Below are 21789 nucleotides of genomic sequence, written 5' to 3'. Positions count from 1 at the left end.
CACTAAAATTTTATTTACTTATAAATTTTTAGATTTAACTTATGGGCTTTAGAGAATTTAATAAGAATAAGTGCTCTTATCATTTGATAATAATTATTATTTACTTATACTATTGAGCAAATTTTGGCTTTAACTTATTTAAAAACATCATTATGAAACTTATAGGACTTTTATTGACGCTATTGGGAGCGGTCAGTATTTACTGTAGTCATAGTAACCAAAATCTGTTGGCTCAACATCTTCCTAATCTTTTTAAGTATTTAGGCTTAGTTCTGTTAGGTATTGGATTCATTACCCTCTTTGTAAGCTTACCGAAAGTTGTTGCCACTTTTTGCTGGTTCATGCTCATCATTTTTGCATGGTCGTTCCTTCCTTTTATGGCGCTTTTTAAACGGAAACTGGTTTCATGAAAGCTAAAATTCAGTCGCCTATCCAGCCAGACTGGTGGGGTAAAACTTTTGCAGGTGGTGTATTAGGTCTAAGTCTTTCTATCGCGATTGGCAATTTGATTGTTTTATTAGGCCAGCCTTATGTTGCCATGGACTTATTAGCACAAGTGGGTATGTGGAGCGTTCCGTGGTGTTGGATGCCTATTATGTTTGGCAGTTATTTTTTTACGACTGGACGAAAAGCGCTTATCTATTTATTGATTGCCAATACCCTAGCGTATAGCTGTATTTTTGTATTACGGGGTTAAACATGAAAGTACGTTCAGACATCATGAAATTAGCAAAAAGCATGCATACTTGGGTGGGTGTATGTGCAGGGATTTTGCTTTTTATCTGTTTTTTTGCTGGTGGGCTCAGCATGTTTCAGCACCATATTAGTAAGTGGGCTACCCCAACACAGCAAGTTTTACCGAAAGTCTCACCCGAACAATATAATGAACTCATTCAAAAAGTACAGACGGCCTATCCTGCTGCGCAAAAAAACTTCACACTAAATTTATCGTCCAATGAATTTCACTATGCGCCCATTACGTGGAGCGAACATGAACGTGGAGATGGCTTTAATACTGCTCAGACTACGTGGATGGCAAGCTTAGACGATAAAGGTCAGTTAATCGTTGCCCAAGAAAACTTATCTAAGGCAGGTTGGCTAATTGAACAGTTGCATGAAACAGCAGGCATACCGGGCATGGCAGGCCATCACGGACTAGGCCTTTATGTGATGGGTGTGGTCTCGATTTTATATTTTCTTGCCCTGCTTTCAGGGGTAATTATACTTTTACCCACCTTGGTAAAGGATTACTTTGCCATTCGCCCTGGTAAAAATAAAAAGCGTTTTTGGTTAGATGCGCATAATGTGATTGGAATTACAAGCTTACCGTTCCACATCATTATTAGTATTAGCGTTATTGTCTTTGCTTTTCATGACCTTTTTTATGATGCGATTGGACAACTTGCACTCAAAGGACAACCAGTTTTTCAGCGCTCTCCCCCTGCCCTTATTCAGCCTAAACAAACACAAATTGATGTGCAGCAAATATTGGCTCAAGCCAAAAAAGTAGCACCTGAATATTCTGTGGACTATATCCAGTTCAGTGGTTTAGATAAACCTGAAAAAGCCAATGCACGTATTGCCCTCTATAGCTCAGATCAAATGTTGCGCGGTGCTAATCATGACTTTATGCGTATGAACCCATATGCAGTTGAGCACTTTAATCACAAAGGCATTAACACACAGACTGATGCCGGTAATAAGTTAATCAATGCCATGTTTAGCCTACATTTTGGAAGTTTTGGGGGTATGGGCGTACGCTGGATCTATTTTGTTTTGGGTGTCGGTGGCGCTTTCCTATTTTATACGGGCAACATTCTTTGGGTTGAAACCCGTGCACGTAAACAAAAGCGTGCTGAAGATCCAGTTCCTGTTCAACGTAAAGATGTAGTGTTCCTTGCGAATTTAACTATAGGTGCATGTTTAGGATGTGTTTTAGCAGTCGTGGGCACAATGTTGGCCAGTCGTTGGCTTTTCGCTGCTTTCAATATTGAAAGTATGAATCACCTATTTATGTATGGTTATTATGCGATTTTCCTACTGACTTTGATTTACACCTTTGTGATTGGTTATGCAAAAGCTTTACCGCAACTGTTGTTAACATTGGTTTTGGTGTTATTTGCGATTCCCCTAACCTCTTTTGTGGCCTATTTCGTTCCTCAAAGTGGCTTATGGGTACATGGCGGAGAAATCTTAGTGGTTGATTTCTTAGCTATCATTTTTGCTTTCGCTTTCTGGCGTTTTTATCAACAAGCCCAAGATCGTCGAAAATCTGCTCCAACAGGCAGTTTATGGGCGAGCTAACAACCTATGAATTAAGCAGACTGAAATAATGTGTGAAATATGGAAACTATAAAACCCACATTGTTTCGGTCAGTTGTTTAATTTCTTGAATATCATGACTCACATAAATCATCGGAATTTTTATTTCCTTTTTTACCTTCTGAAAAAAAGGAATAATCTCAGCTTTATGATTCGTATCAAGTGCTGATAAAGGCTCATCAAGCAGTAATAGCTTAGGTGAATATAACAATGCTCGACCCAGTGCTACACGCTGTTTTTCCCCCCCTGAGAGTTTAATAGGCATGCGTTGTAATAAATGCCCTAACTTTAATAATTCAATAATGTAATCTGCTTCAAAGTGACGTTCTTGTTGGGACAGATGCTTAAGACCAAATAATAAATTTTGCTTTACCGTTTTATGCGGAAAAAGCTGAGCATCTTGAAAAACCAATCCAACATGACGCTTTTGCGTGCTCAAATTAATTTTTTGATCTGAATCAAACCACGTTTGATCCTGTATTTTAATGAGCCCACTGCGTGGAGTATTCAGCCCTGCAATGGCATGTAAAATGGACGTTTTACCTGAACCCGATGCACCAAATAACCCAATAACAGAAGCATCCGACTGGAAACTAGGTTCAATATGAAATTGGCCCATTTGTAGCTCAAAACGGCATTCAATCAACATAATCTCACCGTCCTAAACGCTTCTTTTGATAACGATGAAACCACTGTGCAAACCATAGCGCTAAAAAAGCCACGCTTAGCGATAAAATAATAAGCCTTTGAATAGCGGCCTCGGTATCGGGTTGTTGCATTAGGCTATACATGGCCAAAGGCAAAGTACGGGTTTCATTTGAAATATTACCCACAAAGGTAATGGTGGCACCAAACTCACCTAAACTGCGGCAAAAACATAAAATAGCACCAATTAAAATACCACTGCTGGCAAGAGGCAAAGTGACATGAAAAAATGCCCCTAAAGATGAGGCACCTAATGTCTTTGCTGCTATTTCTAAACGCTGATCGACCAGTTCAATCGCTAGACGAATAGATTGAACCAATAGCGGGAAACCCATCACTGCCGAAGCAAGAACGGCGCCTTTCCAGTTAAATGCAAAATCAATTCCAAGCGGTGCCAAATATTGCCCAATAACGCCGCGACTCCCAAAAACTTGTAATAGCAAATAACCCGGTACAACTGGCGGTAACACCAAAGGTAAAAATACCAATGTTTCAATGAATGACTTACCCCAAAACTCTTTACGCGCCAAAAACCATCCCACACAAATCGCAGGAATAATACTGACCACAAGGCAACTTGCTGCAACTTTACAAGAAAGTTGCAGCACGCTGAGCTCTTCTGGGGTTAAAGAAAACATCATGGTTTAACTGGAACCAACACACTAAAACCATATTTTCTAAATACAGTTTTAGCTTGATTGCTTTGTAAAAATTGATAGAACTTTGTTGAGTTCGGATTCTTTTTAATTATCCCTATAGGATAAGTAATTGGCGAATGCGTATTTTCCGGAAATACGCCAGCTACTTTTACGTTTTTACTAATCGCTGCATCGGTTGCATAGACAATCCCAACCTGACATTCACCACGCGCAACAAAGTTTAATGCAGCTCGAACATCTTCTGTTTCAACTAACTTTGGTTCAATACGGCTCCACCAACCTAAATTGGTAAAAGCTTGTTTAGCATATTTGCCTACAGGCACACTTTTAGTATCCCCTGTACAAATCTTTCCGGTAAATACTTTATTTGGATCGATGGTTTTATCTAGTTTTACGCTTAAGGACTGTCCTTTAGGGGTAATTAGAACCAAACGGTTGCCTAATAAATTTATACGGTTATTTGCTACAACTAATTTTTTGTTTTGCAGATAATCCATCCACTGTGTATCTGCTGAAATAAAAATATCTGCGGGTGCCCCAGCTTCAATTTGTTTCGCCAATGTCGATGAACCAGCATATGAAGTTTTGACTTCTATATTATTTTGTTTTTCATAAATTTTTTCTAAATCATTAATGGCATTGGTTAAGCTAGCTGCTGCATAAACAGTAACTGATTCAGCCTTAGCGGAAACATTAAACATCAATCCTATGCTGAGGGCTGAACAAGCTAAAGCTAATTTTTTTATCTTTCTATCACTTACCATTATGTCTTACCTTATAGTCGTTTTCTGCAGCGATATATACCCAAGAATATAGCGCCACATAAAGATTATGAAAAGCATAATTCGTCAAATATAAATGATTGGAATGAAGGTAAATAGCGTAATTTATATTTAAAACTTCATTTTGGTGCACTCGGTAGTGAGGCTAACCATTTAAGAGCACTACATAAAACTTATTTTATTTTAAACTTTAGTGACTAATTTAATTGGTTTTATGGTCATCCCTATGCCAAAAATAACATAGAGATAACCATAAAGATCAGTCGTTTATGCCAGCTACTTTTTTAGATACGTAATAAAAAACGCCTATCCCAGACCATCTTTTACGATCGTGCAGAATAGACGCCATTGTCTGTGTAACTGAAAATTGCAGCAGTGCTTTTTCAGCGTGCAATTTATATTAAGCAAAAGCTATACCACATTAAAAAATTCAGTCGCTATAAAAGCTTTTAATTTAGTTTTTTAAATAGCTACTCATGATTTGATAATCTTGTTCTAAAGCTTGTCGAGCATTAACTTCCATTTGCCGATAATGCTGTAAGACTTTCTGCCCCAAAGCTGTGACGACTGCCCCACCACCATGGGTTCCGCCTGTTTGAGTTTCCACTAAAGCTGTTTCAAAGCACTGATTCATCGTATCGACCAACTGCCATGCACGGCGGTAGCTCATATTCATAGACTTTGCAGCTTGTGAGATCGAACCAGTTCTTTCAATTGCTTCAAGTAAATCTGCTTTACCCGGACCAAATGCGATATGCTGCTCTAAAAGAATTCTAATTTGTAATTTTAAGTTTTGTTCTTTCATAGACTTAGTTCACAAAATTTCATTTTATGCTTCTTAACATTATAAGGAACTTTAATAGGTTAAAACACATACAAATTTAAGTCTCTACTCTTTCATAAAAAGAGTTCATTTAAAAAATCAAAACTGCACAAAGTGGATAAAGATCTGGAAAAAACGGATAGAGGCTAAGGCTTAATCGCGGTTCAATCAGTTAAAAGCTGAATGAATGGAGGATTGAGCAATGACCTCATCTAATTTAAAACAATGGAATGATTTTGTAGATGGATGTATCGACTTCCGTCCTAACGATGGTGTGTTTCGTATTGCACGTAATATGTTTACCGAGCCTGAACTATTTGACTTGGAAATGGAACTTATTTTTGAAAAGGTTTGGATTTATGCATGTCACGAAAGTGAGATTCCAAATAATCATGATTTCCTAACAGTTCAAATTGGCCGCCAACCGATTATTGTAAGCCGTGATGGTAAAGGCGAACTACACGCCATGGTCAATGCTTGTGAACACCGCGGCGCGACTTTAACACGTGTTGCCAAAGGCAACCAGTCAACCTTTACATGTCCGTTCCACGCATGGTGCTATAAGTCAGATGGTCGCTTAGTTAAAGTCAAAGCGCCTGGCGAATATTGTGAAGATTTCGATAAATCAAGCCGTGGCTTAAAACAAGGCCGTATTGCTAGCTATCGTGGATTTGTATTTGTAAGCCTTGATACTCAAGCAACAGATTCTTTAGAAGACTTTTTGGGCGATGCAAAACTGTTCCTTGATTTAATGGTCAACCAGTCCCCAACAGGTGAACTCGAAGTACTTCAAGGCAAGTCATCTTATACCTTTGCAGGCAACTGGAAGCTACAAAATGAAAATGGCTTAGATGGCTATCATGTTAGTACAGTTCACTATAACTATGTCTCTACAGTCCAACATCGCCAACAAGTCAATGCATCAAAAGGTGAAGAACTTGATACGCTTGACTATAGCAAGTTAGGTGCCGGTGACTCAGAAACTGACGATGGTTGGTTTAGTTTTAAAAATGGTCACAGTGTTTTATTTAGTGACATGCCTAACCCAACAGTTCGTCCGGGTTACAGCACAGTTATGCCATATATGGTCGAAAAATATGGCGACAAATATGCTGAATGGGCAATGCATCGTTTAAGAAACTTGAACTTGTACCCTAGCCTATTCTTTATGGACCAGATTAGTTCACAGCTTCGTATTGTTCGTCCTGTGGCATGGAATAAAACCGAAGTCATCAGTCAATGTATTGGGGTTAAAGGTGAATCTGCTGAAGCACGTCGTAACCGTATTCGCCAGTTCGAAGATTTCTTTAATGTGTCGGGTCTTGGTACACCAGACGATTTAGTTGAATTTCGTGAACAGCAAAAAGGTTTCCAAGCACGTCTTGAACGTTGGAGCGATATTTCTCGTGGCTGTCAGTCTTGGGAATATGGCGCGACCAAAAACTCACAAGACTTAGGCATTCAACCTGTCATTACTGGCCGTGAGTTTACCCATGAAGGACTCTATGTAAACCAGCATGGGCACTGGCAACGTCTAATGCTCGACGGCTTAAATAAAAAAGCATTGAAAATGCAAGATATTACTTTTGAAAACAATGCCGTAATGGATGAGGTGTAACCATGTCACAAGAACTAAATTTTGCTGTATCTCAGTTTTTGTACAAAAAAGCAGAGCTTTGCGATGCTTATGACTGGGATGCCTATTTAGACCTTTACGATGAAGATAGTGAATATCATATTCCACAGTGGATTGATGACCATAACTATGTTCAAGATCCAAATCAGGGTTTGTCTTATATTTATTATGCAGACCGTACAGGGCTTGAAGACCGTGTATTCCGTATTCGTACCGGAAAAGCGGCATCTGCAACACCGTTACCACGTACTTTGCACAGCATAAACAACATTCGAGTTAAAACACTGGATGATGGATTAATTGAAGCAAAAGTTGCATGGCAAACACTTTATAACCGTCAAGGTTTAGAAGGCTGTTTTTACGGACACGCGACTTATCTTTTACGTCAAACCGCAGATGGTTTCCGTATTCGTCGTCAGCACAGCATTTTGCTGAATGACAAAATAGATTCCGTTTTAGACTTCTATCACGTTTAAGGGGAATGAAAATGGGACATTCAGTTGCACTTAACTTTGCCGATGGCAAAACCTTTTTCATTTCAGTAAATAACGACGAATTGCTGCTTGATGCAGCAGTTCGTCAAGGAATTAACCTCCCGCTAGACTGCCGTGAAGGTGTTTGTGGTACCTGTCAGGGGCAATGTGAAACTGGTATCTATGAACAAGAATATGTCGATGAAGATGCTTTAAGTGAACGTGATTTGGCTGAGCGAAAAATGTTAGCTTGCCAGACCCGTGTGAAATCAGATGCAGCTTTTTATTTCGATCATGATTCTGCGATCTGTAACGCTGGTGATACCTTAAAAATTGAAACCAAAGTGACTGCGGTTGAGCTGGTTTCTGAAACGACAGCAATCTTGCATCTTGATGCGAGCAGTCATGCTGAACAACTTCAGTTTTTGCCGGGTCAATATGCTCGTTTGCAAATTCCAGATACTGAAGATTGGCGTTCTTATTCTTTTGCAAATAGACCAAATGCAACCAATCAATTGCAATTTCTAATTCGTCTTTTGCCGGACGGTGTCATGAGCAATTACTTGCGTGATCGTTGTCAGGTGGGACAAACCCTGCTCATTGAAGCACCACTTGGTAGTTTCTATTTGCGTGAAGTAGAGCGACCACTGGTTTTTGTAGCAGGCGGAACAGGTTTATCAGCTTTCTTGGGAATGCTTGATAATTTGGTGGATCAGCCTAACTCACCTGCAGTTCAGTTGTACTATGGCGTAAATAATGAAACCGATTTATGTGAACAACAGCGTTTACATGCTTACGCAGAGCAACTACCAAACTTTAGTTATCACCCGATTGTGACTAAGGCAACGGAAACTTGGCAAGGTAAAGCGGGCTATATTCATGAGCACTTAAATAAAGATCAACTTGCTGAGCAAGCTTTTGATATGTATTTGTGTGGCCCACCACCGATGATTGAAGCCGTAAAAAATTGGTTAGATGAACAATCTTTGCAAAACTATCGTATTTACAGCGAGAAGTTTTTACAAAGCAATACATCACGTTGAAAATATAAATAGCTTAAGTGCAAATAATTTAAAAACCACTAAACCTGAAATGATTCAATATACTTTGCAAAGGGTATATTGAATTTTCACATTTAAATTAAAAGTTTTTATATATCAATAATATAAAATAATGAATTCTGACAAAATAAATTGACCAATTCACTCGGATTTGCTATAAATTTTGATAGATCTTAAGGAATAAGATCATGATGAGATTAAGTTATAGCACCTTTTATATCCCCCTATTTTATTTCTCGAATTTATTAAATTAATGGACAAAATCCGAACTAAAAATTTGAGAAAATCACATTAAATAGCGGTTAAATTGGTCTGTATTTTGCTTATATCTCATTGTAATTTGCGAGTAACTTAATTTTTTAAGTGCCGTATTTACTTGCTGTGCAGCGAAGTTTTAAAGCTTTTTACAACACAAGTAAATACAGGAGTGAGCCAAAAGGGATATATATGAACCAAGCCAACTCCCCAGAACTCAGTGGGCGTCATTTTCAAAATGAGTCTATCTTTACCAATCATAATTTGGTGTTTAATCATCACGATTTAAGTGAAACCTGCCGAAATGTAGGTCAAATTTTTAAACCGCATGATCTTAAAATCTCTCAGCAGAAGCGAGATTTTAGTGCAACCATGCACCATGTTAAAACAGGTGCCCTGTCGATTAGCCGTTTGGAATATGGCGCTGATGTCATTATTGAACCAGATCATCTCGATAACTTTTATTTAATTCAAATTCCAACTCAAGGCTATGCAGAAATCGAGTTTGGTTCGCAAAAGTTTATTTCTTATTCTCAAGTTGCTTCTCTTATTTCTCCTCAACAATCTTTACGTATGCGCTGGCACGCGAACTCACCACAGCTTATTCTAAAAGTATCAAAGGATGATTTTACTTACCATTGCCGTCAGCATATTGCCGATTCAGAAAATAACTTACTCGTTTTCGACCCAAAATTAGACTTTGCTACACAAAGTGGAGCCTACTTTTTACAGCTCGTTAGAACATTGATGGATGCTTTAGCATGTGATCAACACCCACTCCATCATCCTTTAGCCTTTAAACAATTTGAGTCAAATCTGTTTAATGCACTGATTTATGGTCAACCCAATAATGCATTACATAAAATAGATCAGTATAAAGAAAAAACTATATCTCCCTATTTCGTGAAGCGTACAGAAGCCTATATCAAAGAACATTTACATGAGCCGCTTAATGTCGAAATTTTAGCTGAACATGCTGGTGTGAGTGTGAGAACGCTATTTACTGGTTTTAAAAATTATTTGGGGACCACCCCAATGTCTTATCTTAAAGAATTACGCTTTGAGCAAGCTCATTTAGAGCTCATGCACAATGAAAATCTATCAGTCACAGACGTTGCATTTAAGTGGGGATTTACCCATTTAGGCCGTTTTTCACAAGAATATAAACGCCGTTATGGTGAGTTACCTTCGTCTACTCGCCGCTCTGGTCACAGTGAAGGTTCAGGCTTAATTACTTCAATTTTTTCTTAAACTAAAAATAGAGAAAAGCCTTTTATATTGATTGATATAAAAGGCTTTTTTATGATTTAGAAATGATGGACATAGCGAACTTGTAGTCGCATTCCTTCGGGACGGTTTTCAGCATCTTGCTCAAAATAAGCATTTGCGACTAAATGATCATTTTTAGAAAAACTATACATCGCACCCGGACCAATTGCCCACACTTGTTCACGTCGACCTTTGACTTTTTCACCATCGACTTCAGTGTCAGTGACTTGTTTTAGCCAATAACCATTTAGTCCTAAACGGAACTGTTCGGTAATGGCATAGCCTGTTGCAAAGTTTGCATGAATTGCTTGACCTGCCTGTATATCATTTGCTCCAGCAAACGCATAGCTTGGGTCATCATTTTTAAAGTTATAGAGATAATGGATGCGTGTAGAAGCGGTCCACTTGGGATTAAACCAATACGTTGCAGCCCAATAAGGATCAAATGAAACAGCGTTATTACTTGGGTTAATATCTTTTTGTTGATCGTATTCCCCAGTGGGTATATTTACCTGAAGCTCAAAACGATGTACAAACTTCGGCCCTTGTACACCCATGACTGGATCGAACTGAATAAAAGGTCCGATCATAATGTCCCCAAAGCCACTTTGGGCCTTAATGGCAGCATTATTCAAGCCATCATCCATTTCCATTTTGCTGACAAAAGGAATTAAAAAATTCATACCTAGGCTGGCTTTATCTTTTACTCGGACATTCGATAAATAACTAATCTGTTCAACCAGTACTTGATAATTTAAATCTGTTTTAGGTAAGCCAAGTTTTTGTCCATTGGCATCGACCAGTTTATTGCTATCGTAATTTTGAAAATAGGTTTGAGCATACCAACCCGGTCCTGCGGGTAAGCCGCCATCCAGAAAGCTGGTCATACCTAGGTTTACGGTCGGTAAATCATAGGCATGTGTAACCAACGGCAAAGCCAACAATGTCCCTGCTAAAAAGCCATGTTTAATTAAAGTGCTTTTCATCTTCTTATTTCCTATAAAAAATCACGACCGGATTGATCGTGATTATGGTGAATTAATGTGCTAATTCTGGATGCTCAGCGGCAATCCGATACTTTCCTGCGTGGAATACCAATGGTTCACCTTGGCGCTGTTGGTATTGTTCAATTTGACCAATAAAAATCAGATGATCTCCGCCTTCATATTGATTTACATTGCGGCAGACTAAGGTTGCGAGTGCATCGATCAAAATCGGAACGCCTGCATTGCATTGTTGATGGGCAATGTCTGCAAATTTATCTTCAGCACCTCGAGCGAAATGTCCAGAAAGTTGGTGATGCTCCTGTGCCAACATGTGAATGGCAAAATATTCAGCTTCTACAAAATCAGATAAACTTGGTGCCGTTTTTGAAAGGCTCCACAAAATTAATGGTGGATCTAAAGACAGTGAAGAAAAAGAGTTGGCGGTCATACCTATTTTCCGGCCATCTTTACCACGTGTGGTAATCACAGTAACGCCCGTTGCAAATTGTCCAAGCAAATTACGAATTTCTCTTGGATTTTCAGCATTAATCGCTTGTAAAGCTAAAGTTTCAATTGTGTCCATTTTAAATCTCCCTTTGCTGTTTTGCCTTTAGGCCACTTTTGCTGTGGTTTTTGAAGCCAAAAATGCTTGAGCCTGATCTGCATCAAACCACCAAGGAGCAAAAGCACGTGGGTCATCAAAGTTATTGGCCATAATTGAAGCAATGCTTTGGTTTTGGCTTGCAGCTGCTAATAGCTCAACCACATGCGGCTCTGGTGGTAATAACAGGCTATTGGTCCAAGCCACCACTTTTTCTGCATACGCCCAATAACGTTCAAAGGTTTGAACCATCCATTGTTCACTAAAGCTTTGATTATCATTGGCTAAAATGGCATCGAAATAGATCTTGCTACACTTAGCTGCATTGTTTGAGCCTTGACCGGTAATTGGATCATTGACCACTAAGGCATCGGCCATACCAAAAATTTTCTTGCCAGATGGTAAGGTTAAAATAGGTTTGCGTACGGTCGGCGGGAAACGTCCTGCCAAATATCCGCCAGCATCAGTTAACTCAACATTTGTACAACGCTCATATTCCCAAGGCACAAATTTCTTAAGTAAGTCCAAGCTGCAATGCAAATGCTGTTCAGGTGTTTTGACATCTTGCCAGCAGTCCATTGGCCCATTTGGAATTCCTTCAAACACCATGATGTCGCAAGGACCATTCACAGTAAGTGCTGGAAATGAAAAGTATTCGCCAACTTCTGGAATAATGTTAAAAGTCACACGTGAATAAGGCGAAATTGGCTTCATGTTCTTGACATAGGTCAATGCCAAAGCACGCTGCGGTTTATCAAAAACACTACGTGCATCATCACGCTCAAATTGTTTAACGACTTCACCTTTACCAGCCGCAAGTAATACAAGCTCATAGTCGTTTGCGAGTTGTTCTAACTCTTCTATTCCCACATCCTGAATTACTAATCGACCGCCACGACGTTCAAATTCTTCCATCCAATATGGCATTTTGACGCGTTGGTCGACCGATTGAGCGTAGCGCTCAAGACGAGCACTCCATTCAAATGCTTTACCACCATTTTCAGGATTGACTAAAGCCAGCCCAATGCCTTCTACCGCTGGACATTGTTCTTCCCAAAAATTTAGTCCCAAGTCACGTTCAGTTTGTAAGGCGGTATGAAACATACACTGGCTTGACATGACTTTACCTTGACGAATTTCATCAGCAGTTCGGTTGGTGATCATGGTCACGTCGTAACCTGTTTCGAGTAACCCCAAACCAAGCTGTAAACCAGACTGTCCTGCTCCAACAATTGCAATACGGCGCATAATCTTCTCCATAATTTTCTAAATGTGCTTTTAAAACGCTGTGCTATTCGGCTAAACGTGGAATAGCGGGCTGTGATCCTTCAGGGCCCATTACTGAATATCCACCGTCGACTGCGTAATCTGCTCCGGTGACAAAACTCGCGGCGGGTGACAATAAAAACAAAACCACGTTGGCGACTTCTTCGGGATGACCCAATCTACCTAGCAAGTGATAATCGGCTGCCACGCTATCGGCCTTTTCACGGTTATTACCACTGACTTCTGCAATGACACGAGACCATGTCCAACCCGGAGAAACTGAATTAACGCGAATGCCATCAGCGGCAAAATCCATTGCCATGCTTTGTGTGAGTTGACGTATCGCGGCCTTAGAAACTGGATATAACCAGCGCCCTGTTTGTGCCACTTTGGCTGAAATGGAAGTAAAGTTAACGATTGAACCTTGCTGCTTTTTTAGGTCATTGTATAAAGCACGGCTCAGCTCAACTGTAGAGACCAAATTAATATCGAGTGCTTGTAACCAGTCCTGACGTGAAGATTTAAAACCGTCATCTAAGTAGGTACATGCCAGATTCACCAAGTAACTCACTTCACCTAAATGTTGGTGAATATTTGCCACAGCCTGTTGAATAGCCGCATCGCTGGTTAAATCGGTTTGAATAAACATCACATCATGGTTAAAGCTTTCTGCAATTGCTTTACCTTTGGCATCAATATCTAAAATAGCGACATGAGCACCCGCACTAACCAAAGCTTGTACAACGGCTTTACCAATCAGTGTTGCGCCGCCGCTCACTACAGCGACTTTTCCTTTTAAATTTATATTCATTGCAAATCCTCCTTAATTGATTGGCTTGCCTTCACTACTTGACCAAGATGGCATCAACGTATTTGAAGGAAGATCTTCATCAAGAAGTTTTCGTGCTGTCTCGACACCTGCAACTGGTAAGCCTGTTGGATCTAGTAAACCAATTTGGACGAGCACTGATGCTTGGTCCCAGTAAATATGCTCATGGCACAGCTTTGAACCTCTAAACTGGATTACACCTAACATCGGAATTTCGACATATTTGCCAGTTGGTTTTACACCAGGTAATAACCAGTCAATTTCAGCATCGTGGGTAAAGCTCATAATGAACTCATCCACCACTTGCGTTGAACCAACAGTGCGTGAGATCGAAGTGATCTTCATATCTTTAGGATTTTGATGAACAAAGTGGTACTGATAAAAACGAGCAAGCTGGCTTTGGCCTACACCACCAGTTAAGGTTGGAATATGGTTGACATAAGGCTCTGCGACCATTGTTGCCATGGTTGCAGGCACATCACGCGTATCAAACTCATGACGAATATGCTCTTCCCATAACGCGACTAAGTCATATTTCGGTCCAATCGTGTCATGCAGTGCTGTTACTGTACGCTCGTGGGCAAAGCGCGCTGAAGGTTTGTGATAATGATGGCTTTTTGGGCGTGCAAAAGCATGATCAACACCTTCATAAACATAAGCTTGTACATTTGAATATTGGTTGGCTGCATCGACAATTGCTTGCCTCGCATCTGGCGGAGTAAATTGGTCCAGTTCTGCAATATGTAAAACCAATCGCCCTTTCACATTGGCTAGTTCATCTAATGCTTTTTCAATGCCTACACCGTAATAACCTACGGCACATGCCACGTCAGAAAATCTGCAGCCTGCCAAATAAGCTAGCTTTCCACCTAAACAGTACCCCACCACCCCAAGGCCTGTAGAGGTGTCACATTCTGGTCGAGTCTTTAAAAAATTTAAGCTGTCTTGAATATCTTCAACGCCGAGATTTTCATCATATTGCTGATACAGTTCAAAAGCTTTTTGAAAATCTTCTGGTGTATAACCCAGTTCAATATTAGGTGCTACACGCCAAAATAAATCAGGCACTAAAACGGTATAGCCTTCTTCTGCAAGAAAATCTGCCTTTTCCCGCATTGCTGCATTCACTCCAAATATTTCCTGACAAAGCACCACTCCAGGTCCTTTTCCTGTTTCAGGGATTGCGAGATACGCATTGAACTGCTTTCCAGATGCAGTTTTAATTTGAATGGTTTGACTAGCCATAGTGTCAACTCCTGACATTGTTATGGCTTTATCTTCTATCCGAATATTTTTTTAGACTGTCCAAAAGCTGCAAGCACTATCCAATCTCTGCGCAATTATCAAAACCAATCACACTGGATAAAAATTTTAAAAACAATAAATAGCTATATTTCAAAACTTTAAACTAAAAAATGAAATTAATACTTTTTATCTAATTTGGAAAAAATGGATGAAGATTAGGACTTATTGGATAGTGGCGATTGGCTAAAAATAGTTCAATCAAGTCATGTAATTAGTTTGATTACATAAAAAAGCCCAGTCATTTTCTAAATTAAGGCGTTTTATTTATGCATCGACCATGGCCACTTTATGGACAACGAAAAACGTTAATGCTCATCAATATTCTTTGTTGTAGTGCATTTTCTACTCAGGCTTATTCAGCGGATGAAGAATGGAAATTTACATTAAAAAATGCATATATAGACAGAAATTATGACAATCCAGATGTAAAAGACACGGGTAGCTGGTCACAGTCAGTTTCGTTATTTTATAACTCAAATATGCATGATACACCGTTAGAAATTAACGGAACTCCGATTAAAATTGGGGCAAATGCTTCAGCACAGTACGCTGTTCGCTTAAGCCAAGATAAACATGTAGCAGATACGGTATTGCCTTTTGATAAAGAGACGCAGTCTCAAGCACCTGATTATCTAAAATATGGTGCGACTTTAAAGCTAGGCTATAACAAGACGCTACTAAGCATTGGTGAATTATGGCTGGATTTACCAGTAACGACTGTAGATGCAAGCCGACAACTCCTGACGTCCTATTGGGGAGCTAATCTTAAAAGTCAACTGAACGACAAGCTTTTTGCTGAAATTGGCCGTATTGAAAAAGTATCACCACGAAATGAAGAAGATTTTCGTCGATTTTCTTTTACATCAAAAGGTGTGACGGGCTACTCCGATGGACTTAACTACATAGATCTGCGCTATCAATTTACGCCTACATTGAAGGGTGAATATTACTTTGGGAATATGGAGGATTTATATAACAAACATTATGTCGGCGTTGACCATCTATGGAAAAATTCTAATTTTTCAGTTAATTCAAAGTTCAAATATTTCAATGCCAAAGATAATGGAAATCTTTTTGACATCGATGCACAAAATGTAGGGTTACTAGAAACGCTCAAATTAAAAAATCATAGCTTTGGTGTGGGTTATCAGCAAATTATTGGTGAATCTGCTTACCCGTTACCAGATGGTTTCTTGCCTGAAACTTATTTCATTAACTGGAACACCACTGGTTTCTTCAAACAAGATGAAAAGTCTTATCACTTCATCTATGGCTATGACTTTAAAGATTATGTGCCTGGTTTAAATACCACTTTCAAATATGTATATGGCGATCACTTTAAGACAGCAGATGGCTTAAAAAATAAAGAAAGTGAAGCAAACGTTATCATCAATTATGCCCTTCAACAGCCACTCCTCAAAGGTTTAGCTCTTCAATACATCTTCATCAATTACGACGTTAAGCATGGAAACGATTTTTCTGAAAACCGTTTCTTCGTCAATTACAGCAAAAAATTTTAATGAATAAGGAACACGTATGAAAACGATAGATGCAAACACGATTATCAACCGCGAGAAACTGTCTCCACTACAGTGGATGGTTTTTATCCTAGGCTTTTTTGTCTTCTTCTGTGATGGTCTAGACACGGGAATTATTGGTTTTATTGCTCCAGCCTTACTGGATGATTGGGGTATTACCAAGCCTCAACTTGCTCCGGTTTTAAGTGCTGCCTTAGTCGGCATGTCGATTGGTGCAATCATTTCTGGACCTTTGTCCGATAAGTTTGGACGTAAAGGTGTCATTGTTTTTACAAGCCTTTTGTTTTCCATATTTACGATTTTGTGTGGCTTTGCTAATTCAACTCAAGACTTAATGATTTATCGCTTTATTACAGGTGTTGGTTTAGGTGCAGCCATGCCAAACATTAGTACAATTGTCTCTGAATATATGCCTGTAAAACGTAAAGCATTCTTAACAGGTCTTGCTGGCTGTGGTTTCATGCTCGGTATTTCTTGCGGCGGTGTGCTGTCAGCTTATCTATTAGAAAGCTATGGCTGGGCTAAAGTGATTATTATTGGCGGAAGTATTCCGCTCATTTTAGTTGTTGCTCTATTGCTTAAATTGCCTGAATCAACTCAATACTTAATTACACGTCATCAACAAGACAAAGCTCAACGTATTTTAGAAAATATTCAAGGCCATTCTTTTCAAGAACCTGTAAAACTTGTTTTAACTCAAGCAGAAAATGTCTCAGATGAAAATCCAGTTAAAGTGGTTCTAGGAAAATATCTATGGGGTTCAAGCATGCTTTGGCTCTGCTGCTTTACTAGTCTATTGGTGTTCTATCTTTTAACCAGCTGGATGCCAACAATTTTAAAAACAGCAGGTTTCAGTACCCAACAGTTTAGTTTAATTGCCGCGATTTTCCCTTTTGGTGGAGTGATTGGTGCAACCATTATGGGATGGTACATGGACAAACTAAACCCAACTACAGTGATTAAATATTCATATCTGATTGCTTTCGCCCTATTTATTGTGGCAGGTCTAGTAAGCTCAAATATTCTCTTGTTAGGTCTTACTATCTTCTTAATTGGTGCCTTACTCGCTGGTGCACAGTCTTCATTACTGCCACTTGCAGCTATGTTCTATCCAGCAGTGTGCCGCGCGGTTGGTGTTTCATGGATGCATGGTATTGGTCGTATCGGTGCAATTTTAGGTGCTTTCTTTGGCTCGCTCATTTTTACTTTTAACTTAAGCTTAAGCGGTATTTTCTTTATTCTCGCTTTACCAACTTTCATCTCATTTATTGCACTTAGTCTCAAAGTGATTTATGAGAAATCTAAAAACAAACAAATGTTAAAGCTCGAAGAAAGTCTATAAATATTTATAAAGAAAAAAACTGATTTAACTAATTAAATCAGTTTTTTAATGGAAAAAATTAAATATTAGAAAATTTTGCCTTTGGTCTCACTTGGATTTTCGCCAAACTCTTCACGATATTCTTGAGAAAAACGACTTAAATGGTTAAATCCCCAGTCATACGCAAGCTTTGAAATAGAAACCTTTCTATCAGCTCCTGTGGTGCTCAAGATTTTATAAATTTGTTGAAGACGATATTTTTTCAAATATGACATTGGGCTTGTGCCGTAGTACTGTTGAAATTCGTCATACAATTTTGATTTTGAAACACCAGCCAGACGCTGCAAGTCTTCTGCACAGATTTCTTCATGGGCATGTTCAATAATAAAATTACGAACCTTACGAATATAAGCTGGCTCATCCTGATATGAGAGTGACTTTAGAGCATCAGAATAGTTATTTTCTTGAGATAATAGTAAGGCCTTAATCACAAAATTTTCGTAGTCTTCAGACAACATCTGTAAACCATAAAAATTGCTATATTGCGATTTTAACTGTAAAAAATTCTGAATATTTTTCCACCAAGCGCCAATCAGTTGCTCCGAGTCCAGATGCATTTCAGGATTAAAAATAATGGGAGTTTCTATGGGTTTATTGAGTAGATCTGCAAGGACGATCTGCATACTTCGCTCAGGAATCACCACCTGAAATTTTCTGCAATCTTTATCGATAATCAGATCTTGCTGATCGTTATTTGAAACAATAAGACCTCTGTTTTCATCAGACTGATAATGAGCGCCACGAATGTTGAGAGCTTGTCGCCCCTGTATAGGTAAACTTATGCTATACGCTTTTAAATTTGAGATGTTAATAGCAACATTTGCACCATAACTGATTGTACCGATTGCCATTTTTTTATTAGGCAAACGCATTCCGTCATAGTGAAAATCGAGAGTGTCTTTGTAAATTGTGTCTAGACGGTGTTCACCACAAATTGTGGACATCAAATTCTGCGCAAATTCAGCTTTACGCGAATAATGATTGAGTTCCATCTGTTGGCTGAGTGATATCATATCCTTTTCACCTAGCTAAATAACTTATTGCTTAAAAAGCAACTTGTATGCCAATTAATATCCTTTAATTGACGATTTTTCTTGAAAAATATCGAATCAAGAAAGAGAGTAAAGATTACTTTCTCACACTCTATTAAATTTTAAAAATAGAAATAAGTTAAATACCTTTAAAGTATAATTTTATACCTTAACAAACTTATTTTATTAGATTTTTTATAAGCCAATATCGTAGAGCTAAATCATTATTTTGAACAGTGGAATATCGTAAATTTTTAATCAATAAAAAAACCGCCTATTCAAAATAAGCGGCTTTTATAAAACACATAAATTATTGTGCTGTGTAGCCACCATCCATAACGACAGCTTGGCCTGTTACTCCACCAGCTTTACCACTCGCAAGGAAAATTGCATAGTCAGCAATCTCTTCAACAGATAGCAAACGCTTTTGAGGAACCATTGCCAAAATTACATCTTCAAGTGCACTGTCTAAACTTACATTACGGGTTTTAGCCAAATCAGCAATTTGACCGCGAACTAATGGTGTATCAACATAACCTGGACATAAAGCATTGACCGTAATACCATCACGTGCACATTCTAAAGCTGCAACTTTTGTTAGGCCAATCACGCCATGTTTAGCGCTGTTATAACCTGCTTTTCCAGCGAAACCAATCAAGCCATTAATTGAAGCCATATTAATAATACGCCCATATTTTTGAGCTTTCATGATTGGAAAAACGTGTTTAATACCAATAAATGCACCCGTTAACATGACCTGAACTAGCTTTTGAAAAACAGCCGTTTGAAACTCTTCAATAGGTGCAACATGTTGGAAACCAGCATTATTAATTAAGATATCAACCGTACCAAAGGTCTTTTGAGTCAGCTCAATGGCTTGTTTATAAGCATCTTCATCAGTTACATCACATGGTGCAGATAATGCTTCAAAACCTTGCTCTTTGAGTAGACTTGCTGTTTCTTGGCACTTTTCGGCATTCATATCAGAAATAACAACTTTGGCACCTTCTTGAGCAAATTTCTTAGCAATTTCTAAACCGATACCGCTTGCAGAACCTGTAATAAAAGCAACTTTACCGTCTAAAAGTTTCGTCATCTATTTACTCCTTAATACTTATAACATGCTGATTTAAACAATACCCGTTACGGTAAAGACCGTAATCACGGCAAATACCGCTACTGTTTTAATTACTGTGACTGCAAAAATGTCTTTATACGACTGTTTGTGGGTTAAACCTGTAACCGCAAGCAAAGTGATAACAGCGCCATTATGCGGTAGTGTATCCATACCACCTGATGCCATTGCAACCACACGGTGCATGACTTCAGGTGGAATACCAGCGGCTAAAATTGCGGCATTATATTGTTCAGCCATCGCACTTAAAGCGATACTCATACCACCAGAAGCTGAACCGGTAATACCTGCTAAAACAGTTGTCGTCACAGCGCCATTTACTAAAGGATTTGTGAAGGTACTGCTCATTGCATGGCTAATCAAAGCAAAGCCCGGTAATGACGCAATAATTGCACCGAAACCATACTCAGAAGCTGTATTCATCACTGCTAAAAGCGACCCACCAATACTGGCATTAATCCCCTCTTTAAAGTTCGTCACTACACGCTGATAATCAAACAAAATTGCAGAAATAATCCCGACAATAAGTGCAAGACCCACTGCCCAGATCGCACCAGTTTTTGCAACATCTACGGTGTAATCAGCTAAACCAACAGCAGCAAAATCAAAGCCATTTGGATACCACTCTTTGATTGCTTTAGATAAATATTTGTTCATTACTGCAACGAGAATGAGAGGTACAAACGCTAAAAACTGACGAGCCGTACTTCCATTATTTTGCAAGTTCATATTGGCTTCAATTTCTTGAGGCTGCGTATTGTCTACACCAAAACCAGAGTACCCCTCACCAGCTTTTGCAGCTGCACGGCGGCGCCATTCTAAGTAAGCCAAACCCATGCATAGAACAAAAATTGCACCAATAATTCCTAGAAATGGTGCGGCATAAATATTGGTGCCAAAGAATGTAGTTGGAATTACGTTCTGGATTTGTGGTGTACCTGGTAATGCATCCATGGTAAATGTAAATGCACCCAACGCGATGGTTCCCGGAATTAAACGTTTTGGAATATTAGCTTGTCTAAAAAGCTGGTTTGCAAAGGGATAAATTGCAAATACAGCAACAAATAAACTTACACCGCTATAGGTTAAAATTGCACCTAGTAATACAACCGTTAAAATTGCTTTTTTTGCCCCAATCCATCTCACAATGGTTCGTGCAATAGACTCAGCAATTCCTGACATTTCAACGACTTTACCGAAAATTGCCCCGAGCAAAAACACAAGAAAGTAATCTTTAATAAAGTTCACCATTTTGGGCATAAAAACACCCGAATAAAATGGTAAAACATTGGCTGGGTTAATGAGTAAAACTGCAAGTAAGGCACAAATTGGTGCCATAAGAATGACTGAAAAGCCCTTGTAAGCTGTATACATTAGCAGCCCAAGCGAAAGTAGAATTACAAATAATTCCCACATATATTCTTTCTCCCTAAAGAATAGATATTAGGTTCAATTAAATTACCAAAAGATATTTAGGTTATCCCAAACCTATAATGATAAAAATCACAATATCCATGTTTGGTAATAGGTAAATGAGCTTAAAAATAAAATATCACTAAAATATCACTAAAATATTTAAAAACAATGTAATTTATTTAAATATTAAAATATATAAACAATACAACTAGTTAAGTTTTTTATTGGTAAAATTTAATTATTCAAAAACTATTATTATTTGATAAAACTTATTAATTATTGAGTAAATTAAATTAATATCTCTATATTATTTAAT

21 protein-coding genes are annotated in these 21789 nt (G+C 38.6%); 9 read left to right on the top strand and 12 right to left on the bottom strand.

Features of this window, described 5'->3' with window-relative positions; translation table 11 throughout:
* Positions 1-173 precede the first annotated feature (173 nt).
* From AWW73_RS03765 to AWW73_RS03755, 3 genes are read left to right on the top strand one after another with little or no spacing between them, the layout of a single operon-like run.
* On the top strand, positions 174-410 hold the full coding sequence (locus AWW73_RS03765; RefSeq protein ID WP_228138116.1) for a hypothetical protein: 237 nt from the start codon (positions 174-176) through the stop codon (positions 408-410).
* The gene (locus tag AWW73_RS03760; protein ID WP_062848775.1) at positions 407-697 is read left to right on the top strand and encodes a hypothetical protein; all 291 of its coding nucleotides are present in this window, start codon (positions 407-409) and stop codon (positions 695-697) included. Before AWW73_RS03765 ends, AWW73_RS03760 begins: the two co-directional genes overlap by 4 nt.
* A 2-nt stretch (positions 698-699) precedes the next feature.
* Positions 700-2304 (top strand): PepSY-associated TM helix domain-containing protein, encoded by a 1605-nt coding sequence (locus AWW73_RS03755; RefSeq protein WP_062848774.1) that lies wholly within the window; start codon positions 700-702, stop codon positions 2302-2304.
* Positions 2305-2350: 46 nt separating this feature from the next.
* Here AWW73_RS03755 and AWW73_RS03750 read toward each other — a convergent pair whose 3' ends face one another.
* The 4 genes from AWW73_RS03750 to AWW73_RS03735 form a co-directional block, all read right to left on the bottom strand.
* On the bottom strand, positions 2351-2971 hold the full coding sequence (locus AWW73_RS03750; protein ID WP_062848773.1) for an ATP-binding cassette domain-containing protein: 621 nt from the start codon (positions 2969-2971) through the stop codon (positions 2351-2353).
* Positions 2972-2975: 4 nt separating this feature from the next.
* The gene (gene modB / locus AWW73_RS03745) at positions 2976-3668 is read right to left on the bottom strand and encodes a molybdate ABC transporter permease subunit (protein WP_062848772.1); all 693 of its coding nucleotides are present in this window, start codon (positions 3666-3668) and stop codon (positions 2976-2978) included.
* Positions 3665-4450 carry a molybdate ABC transporter substrate-binding protein gene (gene modA, locus AWW73_RS03740; protein WP_062848771.1) on the bottom strand — a complete coding sequence of 262 codons (786 nt, stop codon included), beginning with the start codon at positions 4448-4450 and terminating at the stop codon, positions 3665-3667. Before modA ends, modB begins: the two co-directional genes overlap by 4 nt.
* A 472-nt stretch (positions 4451-4922) precedes the next feature.
* Entirely contained in the window at positions 4923-5273 is a 351-nt protein-coding gene (locus tag AWW73_RS03735; protein WP_062848770.1) for a winged helix-turn-helix domain-containing protein, read from the bottom strand.
* Positions 5274-5493: 220 nt separating this feature from the next.
* On the opposite strand from AWW73_RS03735, the gene antA reads away from it, so the two are divergent.
* The 4 genes from antA (at position 5494) to AWW73_RS03715 (ending at position 9967) form a co-directional block, all read left to right on the top strand.
* Positions 5494-6909 (top strand): anthranilate 1,2-dioxygenase large subunit, encoded by a 1416-nt coding sequence (gene antA, locus AWW73_RS03730; RefSeq protein ID WP_019459119.1) that lies wholly within the window; start codon positions 5494-5496, stop codon positions 6907-6909.
* Positions 6910-6911: 2 nt separating this feature from the next.
* Entirely contained in the window at positions 6912-7403 is a 492-nt protein-coding gene (gene antB / locus AWW73_RS03725; protein ID WP_062848769.1) for an anthranilate 1,2-dioxygenase small subunit, read from the top strand.
* Between the two features lie 5 nt (positions 7404-7408).
* Positions 7409-8443 (top strand): anthranilate 1,2-dioxygenase electron transfer component AntC, encoded by a 1035-nt coding sequence (gene antC / locus AWW73_RS03720; protein WP_081409478.1) that lies wholly within the window; start codon positions 7409-7411, stop codon positions 8441-8443.
* Between the two features lie 465 nt (positions 8444-8908).
* The gene (locus AWW73_RS03715; protein WP_062848767.1) at positions 8909-9967 is read left to right on the top strand and encodes an AraC family transcriptional regulator; all 1059 of its coding nucleotides are present in this window, start codon (positions 8909-8911) and stop codon (positions 9965-9967) included.
* A gap of 56 nt (positions 9968-10023) precedes the next feature.
* On the opposite strand, the gene AWW73_RS03710 is transcribed toward AWW73_RS03715, so the two are convergent.
* Genes AWW73_RS03710 through AWW73_RS03690 form a run of 5 tightly spaced genes read right to left on the bottom strand, consistent with a single transcriptional unit; the run spans position 10024 to position 14912 of the window.
* Complete coding sequence (locus AWW73_RS03710) at positions 10024-10971, bottom strand: SphA family protein (protein WP_062848766.1); 948 nt, start codon at positions 10969-10971, stop codon at positions 10024-10026.
* 52 nt (positions 10972-11023) lie between these two features.
* Positions 11024-11554 (bottom strand): flavin reductase family protein, encoded by a 531-nt coding sequence (locus tag AWW73_RS03705; RefSeq protein ID WP_062848765.1) that lies wholly within the window; start codon positions 11552-11554, stop codon positions 11024-11026.
* 27 nt (positions 11555-11581) lie between these two features.
* Complete coding sequence (locus tag AWW73_RS03700) at positions 11582-12820, bottom strand: styrene monooxygenase/indole monooxygenase family protein (protein ID WP_061875373.1); 1239 nt, start codon at positions 12818-12820, stop codon at positions 11582-11584.
* A gap of 43 nt (positions 12821-12863) precedes the next feature.
* The gene (locus tag AWW73_RS03695) at positions 12864-13649 is read right to left on the bottom strand and encodes an SDR family oxidoreductase (RefSeq protein WP_062848764.1); all 786 of its coding nucleotides are present in this window, start codon (positions 13647-13649) and stop codon (positions 12864-12866) included.
* Positions 13650-13661: 12 nt separating this feature from the next.
* Entirely contained in the window at positions 13662-14912 is a 1251-nt protein-coding gene (locus AWW73_RS03690) for a dienelactone hydrolase family protein (protein ID WP_062848763.1), read from the bottom strand.
* Positions 14913-15280: 368 nt separating this feature from the next.
* On the opposite strand from AWW73_RS03690, the gene AWW73_RS03685 reads away from it, so the two are divergent.
* Both AWW73_RS03685 and AWW73_RS03680 read left to right on the top strand, forming a co-directional pair.
* Entirely contained in the window at positions 15281-16492 is a 1212-nt protein-coding gene (locus tag AWW73_RS03685; protein WP_420884395.1) for an OprD family outer membrane porin, read from the top strand.
* Between the two features lie 16 nt (positions 16493-16508).
* The gene (locus tag AWW73_RS03680; RefSeq protein ID WP_062848761.1) at positions 16509-17852 is read left to right on the top strand and encodes an MFS transporter; all 1344 of its coding nucleotides are present in this window, start codon (positions 16509-16511) and stop codon (positions 17850-17852) included.
* Between the two features lie 65 nt (positions 17853-17917).
* On the opposite strand, the gene AWW73_RS03675 is transcribed toward AWW73_RS03680, so the two are convergent.
* The 3 genes from AWW73_RS03675 to AWW73_RS03665 form a co-directional block, all read right to left on the bottom strand.
* The gene (locus AWW73_RS03675; RefSeq protein WP_061875368.1) at positions 17918-18904 is read right to left on the bottom strand and encodes an AraC family transcriptional regulator; all 987 of its coding nucleotides are present in this window, start codon (positions 18902-18904) and stop codon (positions 17918-17920) included.
* Positions 18905-19232: 328 nt separating this feature from the next.
* Complete coding sequence (locus AWW73_RS03670) at positions 19233-20018, bottom strand: 3-hydroxybutyrate dehydrogenase (RefSeq protein ID WP_062848760.1); 786 nt, start codon at positions 20016-20018, stop codon at positions 19233-19235.
* A gap of 33 nt (positions 20019-20051) precedes the next feature.
* Positions 20052-21473 carry a GntP family permease gene (locus tag AWW73_RS03665; protein WP_062848759.1) on the bottom strand — a complete coding sequence of 474 codons (1422 nt, stop codon included), beginning with the start codon at positions 21471-21473 and terminating at the stop codon, positions 20052-20054.
* Positions 21474-21789: the final 316 nt, after the last annotated feature.

Source organism: Acinetobacter lactucae, assembly GCF_001605885.1.
GTDB lineage: Bacteria > Pseudomonadota > Gammaproteobacteria > Pseudomonadales > Moraxellaceae > Acinetobacter > Acinetobacter lactucae.
Note: the sequence above shows the minus strand (reverse complement) of the source record. Positions and strands in the feature narration are given on the sequence as shown.